We start from the raw sequence: 19119 nt of genomic DNA, 5'->3' as shown, positions 1-19119 counted from the left end.
AATGGATTAAGGTAACTAAGGATACTGACGTGGCGAAATTGAAAGACAAGCATGTGGTGATTGGTCTGGGTAAAACCGGGCTGTCCTGCGTCCGTTTTTTAAAGCGCCTCGGTTGTGATGTGGCTGTGATCGATACCCGATCTGAGCCTCCTGGCAGGGAAGAGCTGGAACAGGCGTATTCTGACGTCAAATTGTACTGTGGCGAGCTGGATCAGTTTGATTTGAGCAAAGCCCGCGAGTTGGTGGTAAGTCCAGGGATTGCGATCCAGACCCCTGCCATTGCCAAGGCTGTGGCGGCTGGTGTGCCTTGTTCCGGAGATGTCGAGCTGTTTGCCAAGTCAGTGGCGGCACCGGTGATTGCCGTTACGGGCTCCAATGGCAAAAGTACAGTGGTATCCATTATCGGCAAAGCCCTCGAGGCGCTTGGATACAACGTGTGCGTGGCAGGCAATATCGGATTGCCGGTGTTGGACGCCTTGTCTTCCGCCATTGATGTTGATGTCTGGGTATTGGAGTTGTCCAGCTTCCAACTGGAAACCACTTACAGCCTGCGGGCAAAAGTGGCGGTGAACCTGAATGTGACGGAAGACCATATGGATCGTTACGGTTCTCTGGACGAATATGCCATGGCCAAACAGCGTATTTTTGAAGGCTGCGAAGCTGCGGTGTATTGGCTTGAAGATCACCGCAGCAAGCCCATTCAAGGGGCGCGCACCCAATTGCCTTTCGGCGGTGATGCTGCAACCCACGGACGGTTTTACGTAAACACGGAAACGCAGCCCTGGGCGGTGATGGACGGAACCCGACAGGTGCTGTCAGCGGAGGAGCTTCACATTCGCGGTGGCCATAACCTGTTGAACGTGGCGGCCTGTTTAACCGTGTTGGCGGAATTCACCGCTGGTCATTATGAAAAGGCGCTGCCGGCGATCAAGCAGTTTTCCGGTTTGCCCCATCGTTGCCAGTGGGTGGCGGACATTGATGGCGTCACCTGGTTCAATGATTCCAAGGGCACCAATGTGGGTTCAACGGTTGCCGCTCTCAATGGTTTGGAAGGCGGTGTCAAAGGGCGTCTGTTTTTGATTGCCGGTGGCGAAGGCAAGGGTGCTGACTTTGCGCCGCTGGCTGATGCTGCCCAGGGTCGGGTCAGTGAGGTGGTAGTGTACGGTCGGGATGCCCAGCTGATCCACAATAGCCTGTCCCGGGTTGTACCGGTACAGCAGGTAGAGACCATGCAGCAGGCGGTATCCCTGATCCGGGGAAAAGCGGTGGCTGGGGATGTGGTGCTGTTTTCTCCTGCCTGCGCTTCATTCGATCAGTTTCGCAATTATGAAGATCGAGGTTACCAGTTTGTGGCTGCGGTGAAAGGAGATAGATGATGTCGATCCAGGCTAACGTCATCACATCCAGACCGCCACTGTCCTCCAGGCAGTGGTTGCTGCTGCTCGGTTGCGTTTTGATGTGCATTGGTCTGGTCCTGGTTTCCTCCGCATCCATGGACATGGCGTCACTGAACTATGAGTCACCGTTCTTCTTTCTGAAGCGGCACGGTGTTTATCTGGCCGCTGGCGTGGTGTGTGCGGTCTTGGTGTATCAGATTCCCCTGGCGGTCTGGCAGCGCAGCAGCGGTGCCCTGTTGATCGTGGCTTATCTGCTGTTGGCGTTGGTGTTGCTGCCGGGGATCGGCAAAACGGTCAACGGCAGCACCCGTTGGATTCACCTGGGCCCCATTAATGTTCAGGTCTCAGAGATCGTGAAGGTCTTCAGCATTATGTTTGTGGCCGGTTACCTGGTGCGGCGGGTGGACGAGGTGCGTAGCACATTCTGGGGCTTCATGAAGCCGGTGATGGTGCTGTCTGTGATGGTGGTTTTACTACTGAAACAACCGGATTTTGGTGCTGTGGTGGTGATCATGACTGCGGTGTTCGCCATGTTGTTCCTGGCGGGGGCCCGTTTAAGCCAGTTCCTGGCAGTAACCTTTGGCAGTGCAGGCATCGGCTATCTGTTGGTGGCGTCCTCTGATTATCGTTGGAAGCGGGTGATGGGGTACATCGACCCATGGGCAGATCAGTACTCCACTGGTTATCAGCTGGTGCAAAGCCTGATTGCCTTCGGGCGCGGTGAGTGGACCGGAGTGGGGTTGGGTAATTCCATCCAGAAGTTGTTCTATCTGCCGGAGGCTCATACGGATTTTGTGTTTGCCATCCTGGCTGAAGAGTTTGGTTTCGTTGGCAATCTGGTGGTGATTGCCCTCTATCTGGCACTGGTGTGGATTGCGTTTGGGATTGGCCGCAGGGCAGAAGCAGTGGGCAATCTCTTTAACGCCTATATGGTCTACGGCTTTGCCACCCTGATTGGATTGCAGGCCATGGTCAACGTTGGGGTAGCAAGCGGCTTGTTACCGACCAAGGGTCTGACGCTGCCGTTCATCAGTTATGGTGGCAGTAGCCTGATCATCATGAGCATTGTGCTGGCGTTGATCATGCGCGCTGATCTGGAAAATCAGATGGCGGTTGCGGGTGACGCAGCCAAGGCTACGCGGTCGCCCGGCAAAACCAAGGCCTCCAGCAAAAGCAAAGGCCCCAGCAAAACCAAGGCCGGCAGGAAAGCCGTAGCTGCATCGCGTAAGGAGCCTGTGCTATGACATCAGGCACTAAGGTACAGCGCGTCTTGGTCACCGCCGGGGGAACCGGAGGGCATGTGTTCCCGGCATTGGCGGCGGCCCGCCTGTTTCAGGAGCAGGGCGTAGAGGTGTTGTGGATCGGTACTCGGCAGGGAATTGAGGCAGACATCGTTCCCAGCAATGGGATTGCCATCGAATATCTGGATATCGCCGGGGTACGGGGGCAGGGGCTGTCCCGACTGATGTGGGCACCCTTGAAAATTGTCAGGGCCGTGTCCCAGGTGGTGGGAATCGTGCGCCGTTATCAGCCCGACCTGGTGCTGGGGATGGGTGGCTTTGTAACGGGGCCTACTGGCGTCGGTGTTTGGTTGTGCGGGCGCCCGGTATTCATCCACGAGCAGAACGCCATTGCCGGTTTTACCAACAAGATGCTGGCACGATTGGCGCGCAAAGTGTTTCAGGCGTTTCCGGGGGCGTTTGCCGCCGGGCCCAAGGTGGAAACCACTGGCAACCCGGTGCGCAGGGAGATCGCCCAGTTAGCACTGCCGGCGCAACGGTATGGCGAGCACGATGGCCCAGTGCGCATTTTGATCCTGGGGGGCAGCCAGGGTGCGGTTGCATTGAATCAATTGGTGCCTAAAGCACTGGCCCTGCTGCAGGATGACTTGCATTTTCAGGTGCGTCATCAGTGCGGTGCCCGCAATATCGAAGCGGCGACGGACTGTTATCGACAAGCCGGAGTGGATGCGGAAGTGGTGCCGTTCATCAACGATATGGCGGCAGCCTATGGCTGGGCGGATGTGGTGGTGTGTCGTTCCGGGGCGTTAACCGTGAGTGAGCTGGCGGCGGCCGGAGTGGCCTCGGTGCTGATTCCCTATCCGTTTGCGGTGGATGATCACCAGACCCGTAATGGCGAGTACCTGAGCGCTGCCGGAGCCGCAGTGCTGGTGCAGCAAAGTGAATTGAATGAGGCAGATTTGGCAGCGTTGTTGAAAGAAAAATTAAGTAGCCGGGATGAACTGAAGAGAATGGCAGAGCAAGCGCGGGCACTGGCCATGACCAATGCCACCGAAAAACTGGTGCAGCGTTGCCTGGAGGTGGCCAGTGAGTAGTCGAAAAGCCATCACCCGGATGATCGAAATTCCTGAGATGCGCCGTATTCGTACCATACATTTTGTGGGCATCGGCGGTGCGGGTATGTGTGGTATTGCCGAAGTGCTGCTGAACCAGGGTTACCAGATCACCGGCAGTGATATCAAAGCCAGTGCGACCACTCAGCGACTGGAGGAGTTGGGCGCCAAAGTCTTCATCGGGCATCATCAGAACAATGTGGCGCAGGCCAGTGTGGTCGTGGTTTCCTCTGCCGTGAAAGCGGATAATCCAGAATTGGTGGCGGCGCAGGAAATGCGGGTGCCAGTCGTACCCAGGGCGGAAATGCTGGGTGAGTTGATGCGCTATCGCCATGGCATCGCGGTGGCCGGAACCCACGGTAAAACCACCACCACCAGCTTGATTGCATCGATTCTGGCGGAGGGAGAGCTGGACCCGACCTTTGTGATTGGCGGACTGCTGAATAGCGCTGGTACCAACGCTCGCCTGGGCGACAGTCGGTATTTTGTGGCGGAGGCGGATGAGAGCGATGCTTCGTTCCTGCACCTGCAGCCCATGATCTCGGTGGTGACCAATATTGAAGCGGATCACATGGCCACCTACGGCGGTGATTTCAATAAGCTCAAAGACACCTTCATCCAGTTTCTGCACAACCTGCCTTTTTACGGTCTGGCGGTGATGTGTGTGGACGATCCGGTGATCGTCAGTCTGTTGCCCCAGGTCTCGCGCCCGGTGGTGACCTACGGCGTCAGCGAGGCGGCGGATGTGCGTGCAGAGAACATCGTCATGGAAGGTACCCGCTCCCATTTCGATGTGGTGCGGCAGGATAAGCCCGGCGTCCTGAAAGTGTCACTGAATATTCCCGGGCATCACAATGTATTGAATGCCCTGGCCGCCATTGCGGTGGCCACGGACGAAGGCATCTCCGATCAGGCCATTGTCACGTCTCTGGCTAAATTCCAGGGCGTCGGCCGCCGCTTTCAGGTGTGCGACAACCTTCCTCTGGCAGAGGGCAGCGTGACCTTGGTGGATGATTATGGCCATCACCCAACCGAAGTGGCGGCGACGCTGAATGCAGCCCGCGGCGCCTGGCCGGAGCGTCGAATTGTGATGATGTATCAGCCTCATCGGTACAGTCGAACCCGAGACCTGTACGAGGATTTTGTCAGCGTGCTGTCCCAGGTGGATCTGTTGCTGCTGATGGATGTGTATTCCGCCGGTGAAGATCCCATTCCCGGGGCGGACAGCCGTAGCCTGAGCCGGAGTATCCGCCAACGGGGAGCGGTGGATCCGGTTTTTGTGGATGATGCTCAGAAAATTCCACAAATTTTGAAAGACGTATTGAAACCCGGTGATGTACTGATTACGCAGGGTGCCGGTAACGTGGGTGCAATTTCAAACAAACTGGCGACCAGCCAGTTGAATGAGGTCTAGAGCAGTATGAGCACTTTGGCAGCATTGGGAAAAGTGGGTGTGTTGTACGGCGGGGAATCCGCTGAGCGGGCCATCTCGCTGCGCAGTGGCCACGCCGTATTGGCTGCCCTGAAAGCCCTGGGGGCAAATGCCATCGGTATTGATGTCCGGTTTAATGATGCGCTGTTCAAGCAACTGGCGGGGATCGATACGGCGTTCATTGCCCTGCACGGGCGTGGTGGTGAGGATGGCGTGATCCAGGGGTTGCTGGAAGTGCTTAACATCCCTTACACCGGCAGTGGTGTTGCCGCCTCCGCCATTGGCATGGACAAGCTGCGCACCAAATTGATCTGGTCCGGCATGGGGTTGCCCACGCCGGATTTCAAATCCGTTACCAGCAGCGACGACCTGGACGGGATTCTGGAAAGTATGGGCGGCGTGGTCATGGTGAAGCCGCCTCTGGAAGGCTCCAGTATCGGTATGTCCCGCGCAACCACCGAGGCGGAACTGGTAACGGCTGTGGACAAAGCACTGGATCACGGTGATGTGATTCTGTTGGAGCGGTGGGTGGAAGGTGCTGAATACACCTGCGCCATTCTGGGTGAAGAGGCGTTGCCCGTCATTCGTTTGAAAACGCCTCACCAGTTTTATGACTTCGATGCCAAGTATCAGTCCGATACCACCGAGTACCTGATTCCCTGTGGATTGGATGAGGCTGCGGAGCAGCAGTTGCAGCAGCTCTGCCTGGATGCGTTTAAGGCCGTGGGTTGCCAAGGCTGGGGCCGGGTGGATGCCATGCAGGATAAAGACGGAAAATTCTGGTTGCTGGAAGTCAACACTGTACCAGGAATGACCGATCACAGCCTGGTGCCGATGGCGGCGCGGGCCAAGGGATACAGTTTTGAAGAGTTAGTGCAGACCATCGCACTGAGCGCAAAAGGCTAACGGGATCGAAACGTGACAAAAGCCAAGGCCACTCAACAGCACGTGAATCGGGACACCCTGCGGATGGTGTTGTTGGTGCTGGCCCTGCTGATACTGGCGGCAACCGTGTTGGCAGGGCGAGTAGCGGTTTATCGTTGGTTTGACCGTTACCCCATCCAGCGCATCACGGTGATGGGGCAACTGCAGCATGTGGATCAGCAGACGTTACAGGCAGCGCTCGCGCCCTACATGGTTGAAAATTTTTTTACTGTGGATCTGGAAAAAGTAAAAGAAACGGCAGAATCTTTGACCTGGATTGATTACGCCGATGCGAAAAAAGAATGGCCGAATACCGTGATCGTTTATTTGCAGGAACGTGTTCCGGTGGCGAACTGGGGAAAAAGTGAATTTTTAAGTGTAAAAGGTGAAATATTTTCTGCGGAACACGTGCAGCCTGATGTAAATTTGCCTACTTTTATAGGCAAGCCGGATCAAGCCGTTGTTATTGCAGAACGTTTCACGAAAATGCAGAAAATTTTGCGCGAAGTGGGTCTCTCAGTCAAAACCATTGAACTGGAAGATCGCATTTCCTGGAGAGCGCAACTCGACAATGGGTTGATGTTGGTGGTTGATGACAAGGACAGTATGGAGAAGCTCAAACGTTTCACCCGACTGTACGCCATGTTCACCGAACAACAAAAACAACAACTGTTCAAAGTCGATTTGCGATACGAGAACGGACTGGCAATCAAGTGGAAGAAAGACGATGGTGACACAGACGCTGCGTAATATGTTTGGCCTGGGGGAATCCCATCCCGTAAGTACACAGGAAAAGTCCAGTGGAGTAGTCAGAAATATGGGTAGCCGAATGATTGTAGGGCTCGATATTGGAACCACCAAGGTGGTCGCCATCGTCGGCCAGTTAAAAGGTGATGGACGAATTGAAGTGGTGGGAATTGGTTCCTGCCCTTCCCGCGGCCTGAAAAAAGGGGTGGTGGTGGACATCGAATCCACGGTGCAGTCCATCCAGCGGGCTGTGGAGGAGGCGGAGCTCATGGCCGGCTGCCAGATTCACTCAGTCTACGTGGGGATTGCCGGAAGCCACATCCGCAGCCTGAACAGTCACGGTATCGTCGCCATCCGGGATCGGGAAGTCACCCGGGCGGATCTGGAAAGGGTAATTGATGCCGCGCAGGCGGTTCCCATCCCGGCGGACCAGAAGGTGTTGCATATCCTGCCGCAGGAATACGTGATCGATTCCCAGGAAGGTATCAAGGAACCCATGGGCATGTCCGGTGTTCGGCTTGAATCCAAAGTACATCTGGTCACCTGCGCTGTGAACGCAGCACAGAACATAGAGCGCTGTGTGCGCCGCTGTGGCCTGGAAGTGGAAGATATCATTCTGGAGCAATTGGCATCCGCATACGCCGTGCTCACCGAAGATGAAAAAGAGCTGGGCGTGTGCATGGTGGACATCGGCGGAGGCACCACCGATATCGCCGTGTTCACAGAAGGCTCCATTCGCCATACCGCAGTGATTCCCATCGCGGGGGATCAGGTGACCAACGATATTGCCATGGCCCTGCGTACGCCGACGGAACACGCCAACGACATCAAGATCAAATACGCCTGCTGTCTGACCCAGCTCGCGGGGCCGGATGAAACCATCAAAGTGGCCAGTGTGGGTGACCGGCCGCCGCGGGAGTTATCCCGCCAGGCATTGGCCGAAGTGGTGGAGCCCCGTTACGACGAGTTGTTCTCACTGGTGCAGGCGGAGTTGCGTCGCTCCGGTTATGAAGATCTGATTGCTGCGGGCATCGTCCTTACCGGTGGCTCATCCAAAATGGAAGGTGCGGTGGAGCTGGCGGAAGAGATTTTCCATATGCCGGTCCGGCTGGCCTCGCCACAGACCGTGGCAGGCCTCACCGAAATGGTGAAGAACCCCATTTATTCAACCGGTGTCGGCCTGCTCAAGTACGGACAGAAACAAGTGGCCAGTGGGGCGGCAACGCAAAACGTCCCCGTCGTCGACCAGACGGGCTTCATGGATAAAATGAAAACCTGGATAAAAGGCAATTTCTGATTGCCGTCATTACAAATTTGAAAAGTTCTCAACACGAGAAACCATAGCTGAAGGAAAGGAAGGGAGATAAATATGTTTGAACTAGTTGATAACGTTCCTCAGAACGCAGTCATCAAAGTAGTTGGTGTCGGTGGTGGCGGTGGCAACGCTGTCGAGCACATGCTGTCCAATGAAGTGGATGGTGTGGAGTTCATTTGTGCCAATACCGATGCTCAGGCTTTGAAAAACATGAACGCCAAAACCCTGCTGCAGTTGGGCGGAGCGGTCACCAAAGGCCTGGGTGCCGGTGCCAACCCCAACGTGGGCCGGGACGCTGCCCTGGAAGATCGTGAGCGCATTCGCGAAGTGCTGGACGGTGCCGACATGGTCTTCATTACCGCTGGGATGGGTGGTGGTACCGGTACCGGTGGCGCACCCATTGTCGCTGAGATCGCCAAGGAAATGGGTATTCTCACCGTGGCAGTGGTGACCAAGCCGTTCCCGTTCGAAGGTCGCAAGCGCATGCAGGTGGCCATGGAAGGGATGAAGGAGCTGACAGAAAATGTTGACTCCCTGATCACCATCCCCAACGAAAAGTTGCTGGCAGTGCTGGGTCCGAAAACCAGCCTGTTGGATGCTTTCAAGGCTGCCAATGACGTCTTGCTGGGTGCTGTGCAGGGCATTGCTGACCTCATCATCCGTCCCGGTATGATCAACGTGGATTTTGCAGACGTCCGCACCGTCATGTCCGAAATGGGCATGGCCATGATGGGTACCGGTCATGCCTCCGGTGAAAACCGCGCTCGTGAAGCGGCAGAAAAAGCCATTCGCAGCCCATTGCTGGAAGATGTGAACCTGCAGGGAGCCCGCGGCATCCTGGTGAACATCACCGCCGGCGAGAGTCTGTCCCTGGGCGAGTTCTCTGAAGTGGGTGATACGGTGGAAGAATTTGCATCCGAGCACGCCACTGTGGTGGTGGGCACCGTGATCGATCCCTCCATGGGGGATGACCTGCGGGTTACCGTGGTGGCGACGGGACTGGGCCCGGTGGCCGCGGAACAACCGGCTCCGGTTCGCGCTGTGGAGTCCGTGACTAAACGGTCACCCGTTGAAGCTGTCTCAGATTACAAGCAGTTTGATAAACCGGCCGTGGACCGCGTTCGTCGCGAACCGGCCGGCGAAACCCGTCGTCGTCCCATGATGGAAACGGATGTAAATCGTGAATATTTGGATATTCCGACCTTCCTGCGACGTCAGGCGGATTAAATAGGTTAAAGAGTGCACAATTGTTTGCTAAATATTTGGTTATCTTGACAGTTACTGCTAATATTGCGGCAGACTAAGATTTCGTGCCTTTTGATCTTTTAACCCTTTGATTTGTGTGGAACAACATGATTAGACAACGCACATTGAAAAATACGATTCGTGCAACCGGTATCGGTCTGCACAGCGGTGACAAGGTCTACCTGACCCTGCGCCCGGCTCCGGTGAACACCGGCATCGTGTTTTGCCGCACAGACCTGGATCCGGTGGTGACCATCCGCGCTGACGCCAACAGCGTGGGTGACACCACTTTATCTACCAACCTGCAGAACGGGGATGTCCGGGTTTCTACGGTGGAACACCTGCTCTCCGCCATGGCGGGTCTGGGTATCGACAACGCCTATGTGGACTTGAGTGCGCCGGAAGTGCCTATTATGGATGGCAGTGCCGGTCCCTTCGTATTCCTGCTGCAGTCAGCGGGTATCGAAGAGCAGAACGCGCTCAAGCAGTTCATCCGCATTAAGCGCAAGGTACAAGTCAAGGATGGAGATAAAACGGCGACCTTCCTGCCGTTCAATGGCTTCAAAGTTGGCTTTACCATTGATTTTGATCACCCGGTGATCAAAAGTCGAAGCCAGAACATCAGCCTGGACTTCTCCAGCACGTCTTTCGTTCGTGAAGTCAGCCGTGCCCGTACTTTCGGTTTCATGCGTGATATCGAATATCTGCGGGAGCGCAACCTGGCACTGGGCGGTAGCGTAGAGAATGCCATTGTGGTGGACGACTACCGGATTCTGAACGAAGACGGTCTGCGCTATGACGATGAGTTTGTACGTCATAAGGTATTGGATGCCATCGGCGACCTTTATCAGTTAGGCAAAAGCCTGATTGGTGAGTTCCAGGGCTACAAATCCGGCCATGCGTTGAACAACATGCTGGTGCGTGAATTGCTGAAACAGCAGGATGCATGGGAAATCGTGACCTTCGATGACGAGAAAGTCGCTCCCATCTCGTATGCAAGACCCACTTTGGCAATGGATTAGCCAAAGACAGTTAGCTAAAACCTTCCTTCCGTCCACCTAATCGGGCCCACCGGTCCGGTTAGGTGGAAATCCCATCAGTTTTTGCCATAGTTTTCCAAGGTGTCTGCGAGTTTCCGCATGGACGATGCGAGATCCTGATCATTCAGTGTGTCCGCAGTTTGTCGAATCAGGGAGCGATTTTGCGCAGAAACGGCTGGAGCTCTTCGTATGTAGTGCCTGTCCAGTTTCGGTTGTGGCGCGGCTATGCGAATGTTTATGTTCTGTAGTGCTCTGAATTTACTGGACTTTTTGAGTTTTCCGAAAATCTGGGGCTGCATGAACTTAAGCTGGGTCGCGGCGGAGCCGGTGCGGGTTTCCAGAACCAGCGCCCCATTTCGATAGCTTGCGACTGAACAAAATTGCGCCAACTTCGAGGGGAGCGCAGTCGCCAAAATGTGATTCAGCTCAGCAATCTGGAGAGAATTTTCGGTGAGAGACTTCACTTCCTGGTTGCAAAGCATGAGATCTCTTATATTTTTTATGGTACTGTCCTGCGCCATTGATAGAAAACTGTCCAGTTCACTGAGTGAATTGCGGCTCCCGGGTCGAAAGCCCAGATGGGATTCTGAACCAAAATGGCGATGAGCTCTAGAGTAGTAATTGATGAACATTATTCTTTTTGATCCCAAAACCGGCCACTCGAGAACCCTCAAGCTGCGCACGCCGTTGCTGGTGCTGCTGGCGGTGGTCGGTCTGGGCCTGGCCGCGGCCGGTGGCGTCGCGGGTGGGTTCTGGCTGAAGCAGGCTCAGCACAGCAGCCCCGGGGATCTGGTCACTTTCCTGAAAGGCGATATTGCCAATAACGCCGAAAAAGTGGCGCAGGCGCGCAAACAGGCTGAAGACCAGCTGGTGGCCATGACCGTGCGCATGGCGGAGTTGCAGGCCAGATTGATGCGCCTGGACGCCTTGGGTGAGCGCTTGGTGGAGGTGGCCAAGCTCAACGGTGGCGAGTTTGAATTTTCCCGGGTGCCGGCGGTGGGCGGTCCGGAAGAGTCGGAGCAGTTGGAGCTGGATCGGCCCACGTTCCTGGCGGATCTGGACCAGTTAGCCGCTGATATAGAAGCCCGCGAACAACAATTGGAAGTGCTGGAGAGCCTGTTGGAAAACCGCAAGTTGCGGCAGGAAGTCTCCATTGCGGGTCGTCCGGTAACCTGGGGTTGGCTATCTTCCCGCTTTGGCCGCCGCACTGATCCGTTCACCGGGCGCCCTGCCTGGCACGCCGGAGTGGATTTTGCCGGTAAAGAGGGTTCTGACATTGTATCGGTGGGTTCCGGTGTGGTGACCTGGGCGGGTGAGCGCTACGGCTATGGTCTGCTGGTGGAGGTGAATCATGGTGGCGGCATCACCACTCGCTACGCTCACGCCAAAGAGATCCTGGTGTCGGTGGGGGATATCGTCAAGCAGGGAGAGCCACTGGCCAGAATGGGCAGCACCGGCCGATCCACCGGGCCGCATGTGCATTTCGAAGTCCGTCAAAACGGCAAGGCAGTGGACCCTGCCCGTTACGTTTACCGCAAGCGCGGCTGATTTTCTGAGTCGTCGCCGAGTTCGTCAAGATGGCGCATCATTGCGGTGCGCCTGTCATCATTCCCGCACGTAAATGCTTTATCCTTCTGGGAAAATAACGTTAGAATTGGCCCTTTAATTTTATTCCTGTTGGCATTTGGGAGATTTGGACCCGTTACCCTCTGCGCTTGGTCCAATATGTCAGCCGGTCAGGAAAGCCTCAGTAAAAGAAGTGAAAACCTATGCTAGGACCACTGTTTCGCAAGATTTTAGGCAGCAAGAACGATCGCGAACTTAAGCGAATGGGTAAGCTGGTTACCCAGATCAATGGGCTGGAAGACGCGATCCAGGCCCTGGACGACGATCAGCTCAAGGCCAAAACTCCGGAATTTCGCTCTCGACTGGAGCAGGGAGAAAGCCTGGACACGCTTTTGCCTGAAGCCTTTGCCGTTGCCCGGGAAGCCAGTAAGCGGGTGATGGGCATGCGTCACTTCGATTGCCAGATGATCGGTGGTGTCACCCTGCACGAGGGGCGGATCGCCGAAATGCGAACCGGTGAGGGTAAAACCCTGACGGCGACTCTGGCGGTATACCTGAATGCGCTCTCGGGCCGTGGTGTTCACGTGGTGACGGTGAATGACTATCTGGCCCAGCGCGATGCGGACTGGATGCGACCGCTGTATGAGTTTCTCGGCATGAGCGTCGGGGTGATCCTGTCGCAGCAGGACCCAGCCAGCAAGCGGGAAGCCTATGCCTGCGATATCACCTATGGTACCAACAACGAGTTCGGCTTTGACTACCTGCGGGACAACATGGCCTTCACCCTGGAAGACCGGGTGCAGGGCCCGCTGAATTTTGCGGTGGTGGACGAAGTGGATTCCATCCTGATTGACGAAGCCCGCACCCCGTTGATCATCTCCGGCCCCAGCGAAGACAGTTCCGAACTGTACAAGAAGATCAACGTTCTGATTCCCAAGCTCAAGCGTGGCTACGAGGAAGCTGAGATTGGTGAAGGCGCAGAGCCGTTTCATTATTCCATCGACGAAAAGAACCGCCAGGTTGAACTGACCGAGGATGGCCATCAATACGTTGAGGAACTGCTGACGGAATACAAACTGCTGCAGGAAGGTGACAGTCTCTACGCGGCCAACAACCTGAACCTGCTGCATCATGTGCATGCCGCCCTGAAAGCCCACTGCCTGTTCCAGCGCGATGTGGATTACATCGTCCAGAACAATCAAATTGTGATTGTGGATGAACACACCGGGCGTACTATGCCCGGGCGCCGCTGGTCTGACGGTATCCATCAGGCCATCGAAGCGAAGGAGGGGGTGCGGATTCAGAACGAGAACCAGACCCTGGCCTCCACCACCTTCCAGAACTACTTCCGCCTTTATGACAAGCTGTCCGGCATGACCGGTACGGCAGATACCGAAGCCTTCGAGTTCCGCCAGATCTATGGGCTGGACGTGGTGGTGATTCCCACCAACAAAGAGATGGTGCGGAAAGACCACAATGACCTGATCTTCATGACCGCGGAGGAAAAATTCGAGGCCATTACCGAAGACATCAAAGAAGCGCTGGAGGCCAAACGACCGGTGTTGGTGGGTACGGCGTCCATTGAAAGCTCGGAATACCTGTCGGCGTTGTTGAAGAAGCAGAAGATCGAGCACAAGGTATTGAACGCCAAATTCCACGCCCAGGAAGCGGACATCATTGCCCAGGCCGGGCGGCCCGGCGCATTGACCATCGCCACCAACATGGCAGGCCGGGGGACGGACATCGTGCTTGGCGGCAGTTGGCAGGCTGAAGTGGATGCCCTGGATAACCCGACACCGGAACAGATTGCCAAGTTGAAGGCCGAGTGGGAAGCGCGTAACACGGCGGTGAAGGAAGCGGGCGGATTGCATATTATCGGTACCGAGCGCCACGAATCCCGGCGTATCGACAACCAGCTGCGTGGCCGTGCCGGGCGCCAGGGTGATCCGGGTTCCACCCGCTTCTTCCTGTCCCTTGAGGATGGTTTGATGCGGATCTTTGCGTCGGACCGGGTGAAAGGCCTTATGCAGACCCTGGGCATGGAGCGGGGCGAGGCAATCGAGCACCGCTGGGTGACCAAGTCCATTGAAAATGCCCAGAAGAAAGTGGAAGGCCGCAACTTTGATATTCGTAAATCCCTTTTGGAATACGACGACGTAGCCAATGATCAGCGGCGGGTGGTGTACGAGCAGCGTAATGACATCCTCCATGCAGAAGACCTGTCGGAGAACATCAAGGCGATTCGCCGGGATGTGGTGAACGACTTCATCAGCGGCTATATCCCGCCGCAAAGCATGGTGGAGCAATGGGATGTGGAAGGCCTGCAGCATGCCATGGAGACCGATTTCCGGCTGCCGATGCCGATCCAGCAATGGCTGGATGAGGATAAATCCCTCCACGAAGAGCCGCTGCGGGAAAAGATCATAGGTATTCTGGAAGAGGCCTATGCTACCAAAGAGGCCAACCTGGGGGATGAAGCCCATGTAATGCGCCAGCTGGAGAAGCATGTGATGCTGGCCACCCTGGACCGGCTCTGGAAAGAGCATCTGGCCAACATGGATCACCTGCGGCAGGGCATCCACTTGCGCGGTTATGCCCAAAAGAATCCCAAGCAGGAGTACAAGCGGGAGGCGTTTGAGCTGTTCCAGGCATTCCTGGAGAACGTCAAGCTGGAAGTGATCCGCATCCTCACCACGGTGGAGTTGCGGCGCCAGGAGGAAGTGGAAGAGCTGGAGCGGCAGCGTCGGGAAGCGGCTGAACGGGAACTGACCCTGCAGCACGCAGACGCATCAGCGACGGCGGAGAGCGAAGCGCCGGAGCCGGCCGGGAATGCGCCGTTCCAGCGTCAGGAACGCAAGGTGGGGCGCAATGAACCCTGCCCCTGTGGCTCCGGCAAGAAATACAAGCACTGCCACGGCCAGGTGGAGTAATGCCAACCTGGCGCTGAAGAAGGGGCTGAGCAGCCCCTTTTTTTGTGGTTCAATGCGGTGTCAAGCGAGCAAGAGTTTATCAATTAAGAGGAAAGTCGTTATGGCGGTAGGAAAAGAAACCTTCGGAGTGATGCATCCTGTAAAAGGGTTTCGCCTGGGCACCACCCAGGCCGGTGTGAGATACCGTAATCGCCGTGATCTGGTGGTGATGGAGGCTGCAGCGGGCAGCACCATTGCCGGAACCTTTACCCGAAACGCGTTCTGTGCCGCGCCGGTGACGATCTGCAAGCACAACCTGTCCAGCCTGGCTGGGCGCTCGGAGCAGCCACTGTTCCTGGTCACCAATACCGGGTGTGCCAATGCCGGAACCGGGGCGTTGGGCATGGAAAATGCCCGCGCGGTCTGCCAGGCAATGGCGCAGCTGGCAGGGGTTGAGCCGGCCAATATCTTTCCTTTTTCCACCGGGGTGATTGGTGAGCACCTGCCCGCAGAGCGCATCAACGCCGCTTTGCCCAATGGTCTTGCTGCCCTGCAGGAAAATGGCTGGGAGGGCGCGGCCCACGGCATCATGACCACGGATACCCGTCCCAAAGGTGCCTCTGTGCAACTGAAGATGGCGAACGGCACGGTGACCATCACCGGTATTGCCAAAGGCGCCGGCATGATCAAACCCAACATGGCCACCATGCTGGCCTACGTGGCCACTGATGCCGCCGTTGCGCCGGACCTGCTGCAGGAATTGGCCTCCGCTGCCACCCAGGCCTCATTTAATTCCATCACAGTGGACAGCGACACTTCCACCAATGATTGTTGCATGCTGGTGGCCACCGGGCAGTCAGGGGTGGCGGTCTCGGCCGCTGATGCGGCTGAACTGGAGCGCTTTCGGGCTGCCCTGATGGACGTTTATCTGCAACTGGCCCACGCGGTGGTGCGGGATGGAGAGGGCGCCACCAAATTTGTAGCGGTGGAAGTGGTGGCGGCGGCTTCAGTGGACGAGGCTCGCGAAGTGGCCTACACCGTGGCCCACTCGCCACTGGTGAAAACAGCATTGTTCGCCAGTGACCCCAACTGGGGGCGCATCCTGGCGGCGGTGGGCCGGGCCTCCATAGAAAACCTGGATGTCAACGGGGTGTCGGTGTCGTTAAACGGTGTGCTGATCGCTGAGCAGGGTGCGGTGGCGGCCAGCTATACCGAAGCAGCCGGCGCTGCTGAGATGCAGAAAGAGGAGATCACGATTCGGATTGTGCTGGAGCGGGGCACGGCCGAAGCCACCATCTGGACCACAGACTTCTCTTACGACTATGTGAAGATCAACGCTGACTATCGTTCCTGAATAATGAAACGCATTCATGTGGTGGCCGCGGTCATTGAGCGCCAGGGCAAGATACTGATCGCCCGCCGCCCGGATCACCTGCACCAGGGTGGAAAGTGGGAGTTCCCCGGTGGCAAGGTGGAGCCGGGTGAAGCGGTGACTTCGGCCCTGCGGCGAGAACTTCAGGAGGAATTGGGCATTGAGGCGGTAAACTGCAGCCCGCTGATCACCATCGCCCATGACTATCCGGACAAGCAGGTGTTGCTGGACGTGTGGCGGGTGACCGGTTTTAACGGCGAGGCCCGGGGCATGGAAGGGCAGGACATTTGCTGGGTTACGGGGGAGCAACTGCCGCAGTATGAGTTTCCTGCCGCCAATGTACCCATCGTGGCCGCGGCCCGTCTGCCGTCGGTTTACGTCATTTCCCCGGAGTTGGGTGGTTCCATGGAGGACTTTGTCGACTCGCTGCGCAGGGTGCTGGAGCGGGGTGTTCGCCTGCTTCAGTTGCGCCTCAAAACCCTCGAAGAAGATTGCCTACAGAGCCTGCTGAGCCAGGTGGAAGTATTGCGTGCCCGTTATGGGGCGGTGGTGCTGGTCAACAGTGATATGCCAGCGGCGGCGTGGTCGCGGCTGGATGGGGTGCACCTCACCGCCGCTCAGTTGCATCGGATCCAGGAGCGCCCGGCCGGGGCCCGCTGGGTGGCAGCATCCTGTCACAATGATGAGGATATCCGGCGGGCGGAAAGGTTGGGCGTGGATTTAGTGACTCTGTCCCCTTACCGCAAAACACTGAGTCATCCTGAGGCGTCGCCGTTGGAGGCCCGGGACTTTGCCCGCTGGGTGGCGGCGGCCAAGTTGCCAGTGTATGCGCTAGGCGGCTTGACGCCCGCGGATGAAGCCAGTGTGCAGGCGCTGGGTGCCCAGGGGGTAGCTGGCATTCGGGGTTTCTGGGGCCAGGCCTCAGGCTAGTGTAGCGGTTGATCCGGGTGATCGTCTTCCGGCAGGCTCCAGTCCGGTTCGCCGGCAATGAAGCGTTCGCCACTGGCCCACTCCCCCAGATCAATCAATTTGCAACGCTCGCTGCAGAAAGGCCGAAAGGGGTTGTCCTTCGAGTATTCCTGCTCTTTGTCGCAGGTGGGGCATTTTACTTTCATGATGATTGCTCCGCGGACTGCGCCAGTTCCAGATAGGTTTCATGTAATGCATCCACTTCCCGGTGCAGGTGCGCCAGATCCTGGTCGTTGCAGATTACGTCGTCGGCCCGCCGCAAGCGCTCCTCGCGGGCCATTTGCGCGGCGATGATGGCCTTCACCCCGGCTTCGGTGGTGTCATCCCGGGTGATGGTGCGGGCGACCTGCACGGCTTCCGGAACATCAATGACCAGAACCCGGCTCACCATCTGGTGCTGACTGCTCTCCAGCAACAGGGGCGAGGCAAGAATGGTGTAGGGCGATTGACTGGCCTGCAACTGAGCGAGGATTTCCTGGGCGATCAGCGGGTGGGTCAGGCGCTCCAGCCATTTGCGCTGTTCAGGATCGGCGAAGACGATCTCCCTCAGGGCGCGGCGGTCTAGGTTGCCGTCGGCGGTGATCAGGTGGCCACCAAAATGCTCAGCTATGGCCGCCAGCGCCGGTCGGCCGGGCTCCACGATGACCCTGGAAGCCAGATCGGCATCCACTACGGTAATACCATGAGTTTGAAAGCGGTCTGTGGCGGCGGTTTTGCCACTGCCGATTCCCCCGGTAACGCCGATTACTAACCTGTTCTGCATACTGTGCCCATCAAATTCGAAAAAACGCTTATGCCGGTTCATCGCAGGATTGCGGATACCGCCCCAATGATTGAGGGGGGGGGCATAATTTAGGCGGTCTATTGTCCCGGGCCGGAGCCTGGTTGTAAAGCCGGCCGGGGCGAGGGCGGCTTTACCCGGGGGCTCTACCGTAACAGGCTTTGATAGTGGCTGAGGATGGCCTCGCCCCAGAAGAATGCGATCCAGCCGGCGGCAGCCAGGTAGGGGCCGAAGGGGATGGGAATGTTTTTGTCGCGGCCTTTGATCAGAATCAGGCTGATGCCCACCACGGCCCCCACCATGGAGGACAGCACCAGAATCAGCAGCAGGTACTGCCAGCCCATCCAGGCGCCCAATGCCGCCAGCAGTTTGAAATCACCGTAACCCATTCCCTCTTTGCCGGTGAGCAACTTGAATACCCAATACAGGCTCCACAGGCACATATACCCCACGGCGGCACCGATCACGGCATCCTGCAGACTGGCAAACATGCCGTTGATGTTCAGCAACAGGCCCAGCCACAGGAGGGGGAGCGTCATCTGGTCCGGCAGCAGCTTGTGATCAAAGTCGATCATGGTGAGGCAGATCAAAACCCAGGTGAACACCAGGGCGGCGGCGGTTTCCCAACTGAAGCCGAACTGGATGGCGGCAAAGCAGGAAAGCCCACCGGTAACCAGTTCAATGATGGGATACCGCAGAGAGATGGGGTTGCTGCAGTGGCTGCATTTGCCCTTGAGGGCCAGGTAGCTGGCCACCGGGATGTTCTCATACCAGCGAATCCGGTGCCCGCAATGGGGGCAGGTGGAGTCCGGCTTGGCGATATTGAAAGGCGGTTGGGGCAGGCTCTGCGGATGCTTGTCCAGTTCTTTGGGCAGTGCGCCGAACATGTCTTTGATGAAATCTCGACAGTTCTCCAGCCATTCCAGCTGCATCATCACCGGAACCCGGTAAATCACCACATTGAAAAAACTGCCGAAAATCAGGCCGAAGAAAAAAATAACCCCGGCGAAGTAGTCGGGGTTAGCGGACAGGTATTGCAGGATCGGATTTGTCATTGATGCGTGATGTG

17 protein-coding genes are annotated in these 19119 nt (G+C 57.0%); 13 read left to right on the top strand and 4 right to left on the bottom strand.

The genetic code is table 11. From position 1 onward, the window contains the following. Window positions 1–29: 29 nt before the first annotated feature. From murD to lpxC, 9 genes are all read left to right on the top strand, one after another. Window positions 30–1376 carry a UDP-N-acetylmuramoyl-L-alanine--D-glutamate ligase gene (gene murD / locus D9N14_RS08125; protein WP_290578863.1) on the top strand — a complete coding sequence of 449 codons (1347 nt, stop codon included), beginning with the start codon at window positions 30–32 and terminating at the stop codon, window positions 1374–1376. Further along, on the top strand, window positions 1376–2641 hold the full coding sequence (ftsW, locus tag D9N14_RS08120) for a putative lipid II flippase FtsW (RefSeq protein ID WP_290578861.1): 1266 nt from the start codon (window positions 1376–1378) through the stop codon (window positions 2639–2641). The genes murD and ftsW overlap by 1 nt, the downstream gene beginning before the upstream one ends. Beyond that, the gene (murG, locus tag D9N14_RS08115) at window positions 2638–3732 is read left to right on the top strand and encodes an undecaprenyldiphospho-muramoylpentapeptide beta-N-acetylglucosaminyltransferase (RefSeq protein WP_290578859.1); all 1095 of its coding nucleotides are present in this window, start codon (window positions 2638–2640) and stop codon (window positions 3730–3732) included. The genes ftsW and murG overlap by 4 nt, the downstream gene beginning before the upstream one ends. 19 nt (window positions 3733–3751) lie before the next feature. Next, window positions 3752–5164, top strand: a complete 1413-nt coding sequence (gene murC, locus D9N14_RS08110; RefSeq protein ID WP_290578889.1) for a UDP-N-acetylmuramate--L-alanine ligase — start codon at window positions 3752–3754, stop codon at window positions 5162–5164. Between the two features lie 6 nt (window positions 5165–5170). Beyond that, the gene (locus tag D9N14_RS08105) at window positions 5171–6088 is read left to right on the top strand and encodes a D-alanine--D-alanine ligase (protein ID WP_290578857.1); all 918 of its coding nucleotides are present in this window, start codon (window positions 5171–5173) and stop codon (window positions 6086–6088) included. A 12-nt stretch (window positions 6089–6100) separates the two neighbouring features. Continuing rightward, the gene (locus D9N14_RS08100) at window positions 6101–6856 is read left to right on the top strand and encodes a cell division protein FtsQ/DivIB (RefSeq protein WP_290578855.1); all 756 of its coding nucleotides are present in this window, start codon (window positions 6101–6103) and stop codon (window positions 6854–6856) included. Between the two features lie 67 nt (window positions 6857–6923). After that, window positions 6924–8150, top strand: coding sequence for a cell division protein FtsA (ftsA, locus tag D9N14_RS08095; RefSeq protein ID WP_290578853.1), 1227 nt, complete (start codon window positions 6924–6926; stop codon window positions 8148–8150). 72 nt (window positions 8151–8222) lie between these two features. Then, the gene (gene ftsZ / locus D9N14_RS08090) at window positions 8223–9395 is read left to right on the top strand and encodes a cell division protein FtsZ (protein WP_290578851.1); all 1173 of its coding nucleotides are present in this window, start codon (window positions 8223–8225) and stop codon (window positions 9393–9395) included. 125 nt (window positions 9396–9520) lie between these two features. Next, complete coding sequence (lpxC, locus tag D9N14_RS08085) at window positions 9521–10435, top strand: UDP-3-O-acyl-N-acetylglucosamine deacetylase (protein WP_290578849.1); 915 nt, start codon at window positions 9521–9523, stop codon at window positions 10433–10435. A 74-nt stretch (window positions 10436–10509) separates the two neighbouring features. On the opposite strand, the gene D9N14_RS08080 is transcribed toward lpxC, so the two are convergent. Continuing rightward, the gene (locus D9N14_RS08080) at window positions 10510–11085 is read right to left on the bottom strand and encodes a DUF721 domain-containing protein (RefSeq protein WP_290578847.1); all 576 of its coding nucleotides are present in this window, start codon (window positions 11083–11085) and stop codon (window positions 10510–10512) included. On the opposite strand from D9N14_RS08080, the gene D9N14_RS08075 reads away from it, so the two are divergent. The 4 genes from D9N14_RS08075 to D9N14_RS08060 all read left to right on the top strand — a co-directional run bounded on the left by D9N14_RS08075 (window position 11078) and on the right by D9N14_RS08060 (window position 17230). Next, window positions 11078–12001, top strand: a complete 924-nt coding sequence (locus tag D9N14_RS08075) for a M23 family metallopeptidase (protein ID WP_290578845.1) — start codon at window positions 11078–11080, stop codon at window positions 11999–12001. The two genes, D9N14_RS08080 and D9N14_RS08075, sit on opposite strands and share 8 nt — an antisense overlap. Window positions 12002–12222: 221 nt before the next feature. Then, complete coding sequence (gene secA / locus D9N14_RS08070; RefSeq protein ID WP_290578843.1) at window positions 12223–14949, top strand: preprotein translocase subunit SecA; 2727 nt, start codon at window positions 12223–12225, stop codon at window positions 14947–14949. Window positions 14950–15049: 100 nt separating this feature from the next. After that, window positions 15050–16282, top strand: coding sequence for a bifunctional glutamate N-acetyltransferase/amino-acid acetyltransferase ArgJ (gene argJ / locus D9N14_RS08065; protein WP_290578841.1), 1233 nt, complete (start codon window positions 15050–15052; stop codon window positions 16280–16282). A gap of 3 nt (window positions 16283–16285) precedes the next feature. Next, window positions 16286–17230 (top strand): Nudix family hydrolase, encoded by a 945-nt coding sequence (locus D9N14_RS08060; RefSeq protein ID WP_290578839.1) that lies wholly within the window; start codon window positions 16286–16288, stop codon window positions 17228–17230. On the opposite strand, the gene D9N14_RS08055 is transcribed toward D9N14_RS08060, so the two are convergent. The 3 genes from D9N14_RS08055 to D9N14_RS08045 all read right to left on the bottom strand — a co-directional run bounded on the left by D9N14_RS08055 (window position 17227) and on the right by D9N14_RS08045 (window position 19105). Beyond that, window positions 17227–17415 carry a DNA gyrase inhibitor YacG gene (locus D9N14_RS08055; protein ID WP_290578837.1) on the bottom strand — a complete coding sequence of 63 codons (189 nt, stop codon included), beginning with the start codon at window positions 17413–17415 and terminating at the stop codon, window positions 17227–17229. The two genes, D9N14_RS08060 and D9N14_RS08055, sit on opposite strands and share 4 nt — an antisense overlap. Next, entirely contained in the window at window positions 17412–18032 is a 621-nt protein-coding gene (gene coaE / locus D9N14_RS08050) for a dephospho-CoA kinase (protein ID WP_290578835.1), read from the bottom strand. The genes D9N14_RS08055 and coaE overlap by 4 nt, the downstream gene beginning before the upstream one ends. Window positions 18033–18196: 164 nt before the next feature. After that, the gene (locus D9N14_RS08045; protein WP_290578833.1) at window positions 18197–19105 is read right to left on the bottom strand and encodes a prepilin peptidase; all 909 of its coding nucleotides are present in this window, start codon (window positions 19103–19105) and stop codon (window positions 18197–18199) included. Between the last annotated feature and the right edge of the window lie 14 nt (window positions 19106–19119).

The sequence above is a fragment of the Ketobacter sp. genome, from assembly GCF_003671495.1.
GTDB lineage: Bacteria > Pseudomonadota > Gammaproteobacteria > Pseudomonadales > Ketobacteraceae > Ketobacter.
The sequence above is the reverse complement of the archived record's forward strand: the minus strand, read 5'-3'. Positions and strand labels throughout refer to the sequence as shown.

What these genes read in the sequence shown, in the direction of transcription:
- D9N14_RS08055 (WP_290578837.1), bottom strand. Translation starts at nt 17,415, where the DNA reads ATGAAAGTAAAATGCCCCACCTGCGACAAAGAGCAGGAATACTCGAAG.
- ftsW (WP_290578861.1), top strand. Translation starts at nt 1,376, where the DNA reads ATGTCGATCCAGGCTAACGTCATCACATCCAGACCGCCACTGTCCTCC.
- murC (WP_290578889.1), top strand. Translation starts at nt 3,752, where the DNA reads ATGATCGAAATTCCTGAGATGCGCCGTATTCGTACCATACATTTTGTG.
- D9N14_RS08060 (WP_290578839.1), top strand. Translation starts at nt 16,286, where the DNA reads ATGAAACGCATTCATGTGGTGGCCGCGGTCATTGAGCGCCAGGGCAAG.
- D9N14_RS08080 (WP_290578847.1), bottom strand. Translation starts at nt 11,085, where the DNA reads ATGTTCATCAATTACTACTCTAGAGCTCATCGCCATTTTGGTTCAGAA.
- ftsA (WP_290578853.1), top strand. Translation starts at nt 6,924, where the DNA reads ATGGGTAGCCGAATGATTGTAGGGCTCGATATTGGAACCACCAAGGTG.
- D9N14_RS08045 (WP_290578833.1), bottom strand. Translation starts at nt 19,105, where the DNA reads ATGACAAATCCGATCCTGCAATACCTGTCCGCTAACCCCGACTACTTC.
- lpxC (WP_290578849.1), top strand. Translation starts at nt 9,521, where the DNA reads ATGATTAGACAACGCACATTGAAAAATACGATTCGTGCAACCGGTATC.
- D9N14_RS08105 (WP_290578857.1), top strand. Translation starts at nt 5,171, where the DNA reads ATGAGCACTTTGGCAGCATTGGGAAAAGTGGGTGTGTTGTACGGCGGG.
- D9N14_RS08075 (WP_290578845.1), top strand. Translation starts at nt 11,078, where the DNA reads ATGAACATTATTCTTTTTGATCCCAAAACCGGCCACTCGAGAACCCTC.
- coaE (WP_290578835.1), bottom strand. Translation starts at nt 18,032, where the DNA reads ATGCAGAACAGGTTAGTAATCGGCGTTACCGGGGGAATCGGCAGTGGC.
- argJ (WP_290578841.1), top strand. Translation starts at nt 15,050, where the DNA reads ATGGCGGTAGGAAAAGAAACCTTCGGAGTGATGCATCCTGTAAAAGGG.
- murG (WP_290578859.1), top strand. Translation starts at nt 2,638, where the DNA reads ATGACATCAGGCACTAAGGTACAGCGCGTCTTGGTCACCGCCGGGGGA.
- ftsZ (WP_290578851.1), top strand. Translation starts at nt 8,223, where the DNA reads ATGTTTGAACTAGTTGATAACGTTCCTCAGAACGCAGTCATCAAAGTA.
- secA (WP_290578843.1), top strand. Translation starts at nt 12,223, where the DNA reads ATGCTAGGACCACTGTTTCGCAAGATTTTAGGCAGCAAGAACGATCGC.